The organism is Gammaproteobacteria bacterium (genome assembly GCA_013697705.1).
Lineage (GTDB): Bacteria > Pseudomonadota > Gammaproteobacteria > UBA6002 > UBA6002 > UBA6002.
On the sequence record JACCWJ010000006.1, the window covers coordinates 1 to 3711 of the forward strand.

Here is a 3711-nt window from a genome sequence, read left to right on the forward strand (position 1 = left end):
CTTAGGTCGCTTTTTCATCGTTGACTCCTACTTACTCGGTAACAGTAAATATGAGGCAACGAATGCTTTTTAGCCTATTTTCTTACACCCTTCGGTAACATTAATTGTGAGGCAATTCGGTAACACATTTCGAGAGGTGCCCTTAAGATTACTTTAATTATTATGAGCTAAGATTGACCTTCTTTCTCACCTTCAATCAAGAATAGGGCACTAAGATACCCATATTCTTAAGCCATAAGGGGATTCTATGAAATTAATGAATATAATTAAAAAAGGGGTAAGCCACATTGCAGGTGCAATCGTTGGTGGTATTTTAGGTGCTATTACAGGTCCTTTCGCATTGGCTGCCTACGTTTATAGAAGCCGTAGGGAAGCAGGTGATGATAAAGGATCATCTTCTATACCCGCAATTATCTTTGGGAATGCTTTATTAATTCCAGCATGCCTAATGTCTTTTCTCCGTGGCGCGTATCTTGGAGCAAGATATGGTTTTGCCAGAGCACTTCAAGTGCCGAAACAATTCTTTACTTTTGTAGAGCCGGACGATATTGGAGGCACGCGTAGGAATAAGATAATTGAATCACTGCGGGTTGAGCATCCTAGTATTGATGAGGAAGGACATCTAAACTCCCTAGATCCTAGCGAGCAAATCTCGGTTAGTAGAACACTTGCAAAAGCCTTAGTAGAAGACTCTACAAGGACCTTGTGGCAAGCAAGTCCTAAAAATTTTATACTTGCAACTGCCCATCTAAAGCGTGCATTTATTCTCGCTTTAAAGCAGCGTGATTTTGTGACTACTAGAGAAATCCTTGAGGAAATGTCAACCCCAGCTTATGATTCTAGTCAAGATAGTTTATACCCTTCCAGTTCCCATCTTGAAACATCGAAAAGTGAATATTTAAAAATTATAAAATGCCTCGCTGCTATAGATGCAAAAGAAGCAATCTCAAGCACACAACTGTATCAAAGATTGGAACTCTTAAACATTGCTCAGCAGGAACTTTCAAAAATTGCAAAAAAAGCACGCATACGTTTGTTGAATAATAATTGGTATGCCCTTGACACTCATCTCACTTTCGAAGAAACAAATAATTTACGCGATGTCGTATCTATTTTGAATGATTTTTTAGCTTTGATATATGATCATAAAGAAAAGGTCGAAGAGAAATTAAAAATACTAGAAGCTAGCGAAAAAAGACAAGAAATAATGGACACGTCAGCGCTGGAGGCGTGGGCAAAGCAGCCATCTAGTATTCAACAAAAGCAATCAGAATGCAGAGCTGAATCAAGTGTGGTTACAATACAATCTGTTTTACCAACTCAACCTATTAGTACCTCTCAAACAGCGCAAAGTAATTTTTCAATCCCGAAAATAAAAGAGTTAGAAAAAGCTCTTATTTCAAGGCAATCGATACAATCAAATTCGATTCCATCGCAAGCCGATAGTGAGATATATCCGAGAATTGAGCCACAGTATCTTGATAATTCCCATTCTGAGATAAGAGCTAGGTTTATCCCATCGCTACCGGAAATCTCTTCCCTATATCCGAATATAACAGCAGCATCAAAACAACTGCAAGATTCTAACTACACAATTAGGTCTAATTCATCTTTACCTGTTATTAATTATTCGCAGACAACCGCACCAGTATTACTATCTCAGCGAGAACAACAACTAAAGCGAGAAGAATCAGAAGTGATCGAAATTCAAGATAGTCGGGATCAAGAAAATTTGCCGCTCTTGGAAGTTAATGAGGATAGTAAAAATAAGAAGTCACAATCGAATGCACCAACAAGTAATCCTTTAAGTATGTTTTTTAGTGCGAAGAAATCAGAAAACAATTCAAAGCAGTCAACTAACCATCAAAACCGTTCTTCTCGACCTGCTATTAAAAAAATAGAACGATTTTTTAGTAATCCAATTGAGGTGTTAAAAAATTTGAAGGTTGCGAATCATCCATTGATATCTGAATCCCAAGAAGAGAAACCAAACAAACAAAATAGAAAAGTTGCCACGGCAAATTAAATTACTTCTCAGACATCCTGATCCATTCCCGTCGCGAGGTGTCATTCACGCGAAGGCAGAAACTATTTATCCAATTAGCGCTGACAATCTTAAGGGCACCTCTAGAAATTAGAAGTTTTGATTTTAGTCGAGGCGGATCAAATTTTAAAAACGCAGTTTATACGAAATAAATGGGTATTTTAAAATTTGATCCAACGAAGTATATGATTAAAAGAGCTATTTCTAGAGGTGCCCTCTTTAGCTAATCGAAAAGATGGTGTTAGGACTCTTGCAAGGATAAAACGATGCTTTTACGAGCTGCTTGGTAAAAAGGATTTAAATGAAATTATGCCTGTAATCATCGATCAATGGCGGACTCAAAGAATCAAACATGGCAAGAAACCTGACACTGTCAACCGAGATATAGCAACTTTTAAAGCCGCTTTATCAAAAGCAGTTTTATGGGGTTTCATAGAGAAAAATCCAATAGGCAATTTATCATTATTAAAAGTTGATCATTCCCCCAAAGTTCGATACCTCAGCAACGATGAAGAGATCAGATTAAGAAATGCTCTTAATCTTCGACAAGAAAATATTAGGACAAGCACGTTTAAGTGCTAATCAGTGGAGGGGGGAACGAGGATATGATCAATTTCCTGATTAATCTACTGATCTAGTAGATTATATAAAGCCAATGGTAATATTGTCCTTGAATACTGGAATGCGTCAGGAAGAAGTATTTAACCTCAAATGGCAGGATATCGACTTTGATAGAAAATGACACTGCGATATGCCCATTTAGCACCAGAGCATAAGGCGCAGGCTGTTGCAAAGCTATTATCCGTTGCTTACTAATGAAAATAACAACAGTGAATTGTTTGCGATTCTTGATGTGTAGTCGCAATAGGACTACACTATACGTATAACTACTTAAAAGAGTAATATTATGATTAAAAGTGACACCTATGTTCGTGCTCGTATTGATGCTGTAACCAAAGAGCGAGCTGCTGATGCGCTGGAGGCAATGGGGCTATCGATTTCAGATGCTATCCGTTTGCTTATGCTTCGAGTGGCTGATGAACGTCGTTTACCCTTTGAAGTAAAAGTGCCTAATTCAAGTACTCGAAAGGCTATAAAAGAGCTTGAATCTGGTAAAGGCAAGAAGTTTTCTAGTGTTAAGGGATTGCTGGAAGATTTGAATGAGGATGATTGAGCGCTCATCTGCGTTTAACGCGATTATAAACGCATAAAGGCGGCGCCACGCTATAGTAAAAACTTGGACACTTTAATTTCCAATGTTCTTGAATTTTTATTAGCAGATGAAATATTGCCCGAGAGAAATCGTGATCATGCATTAAGTGGTGGGTGGCATGGTTATCGTGAATGTCATATCAGACCAGATCTCTTGTTAATTTATAAAAAACTAGATCAGAATACAATTCGACTCGCTAGGCTTGGATCACACAGTGAATTATTTGATTAGATGATATAAAAAACATTTGAGATAAAAATTACATTAACAAAATAAGAAGACCTTTCAACGAAACTTTTCAATAAAAAAAAGAACATCTTAAGTAAGAATATTTAAGTGACCCCCATGTCTAGACCAGCAACCAATTAAATTTTAGGAGATATCACCCTCTTAAAATTAATAAAATATTTGTTGAGCCTGTGGGTATGTGGGTAACTCGAGCTTGCGAGAGTTA

At 37.3% G+C, this 3711-nt stretch carries 3 protein-coding genes and 1 pseudogene; all 4 read left to right on the plus strand.

Going from position 1 to position 3711, the window contains the following annotated elements; translation table 11 throughout:
- Positions 1-247: 247 nt before the first annotated feature.
- The 4 genes and pseudogenes from H0U71_02325 to H0U71_02340 all read left to right on the plus strand — a co-directional run bounded on the left by H0U71_02325 (position 248) and on the right by H0U71_02340 (position 3488).
- On the plus strand, positions 248-2026 hold the full coding sequence (locus H0U71_02325) for a hypothetical protein (GenBank protein MBA2653887.1): 1779 nt from the start codon (positions 248-250) through the stop codon (positions 2024-2026).
- A gap of 327 nt (positions 2027-2353) precedes the next feature.
- A complete protein-coding gene (locus H0U71_02330; protein ID MBA2653888.1) occupies positions 2354-2626 on the plus strand; it encodes a hypothetical protein in 273 nt (90 codons plus the stop codon).
- A 322-nt stretch (positions 2627-2948) separates the two neighbouring features.
- On the plus strand, positions 2949-3218 hold the full coding sequence (locus H0U71_02335; GenBank protein ID MBA2653889.1) for a type II toxin-antitoxin system RelB/DinJ family antitoxin: 270 nt from the start codon (positions 2949-2951) through the stop codon (positions 3216-3218).
- Positions 3205-3488 (plus strand): annotated as a pseudogene (locus H0U71_02340) (type II toxin-antitoxin system YafQ family toxin). Before H0U71_02335 ends, H0U71_02340 begins: the two are co-directional and overlap by 14 nt.
- Positions 3489-3711: the final 223 nt, after the last annotated feature.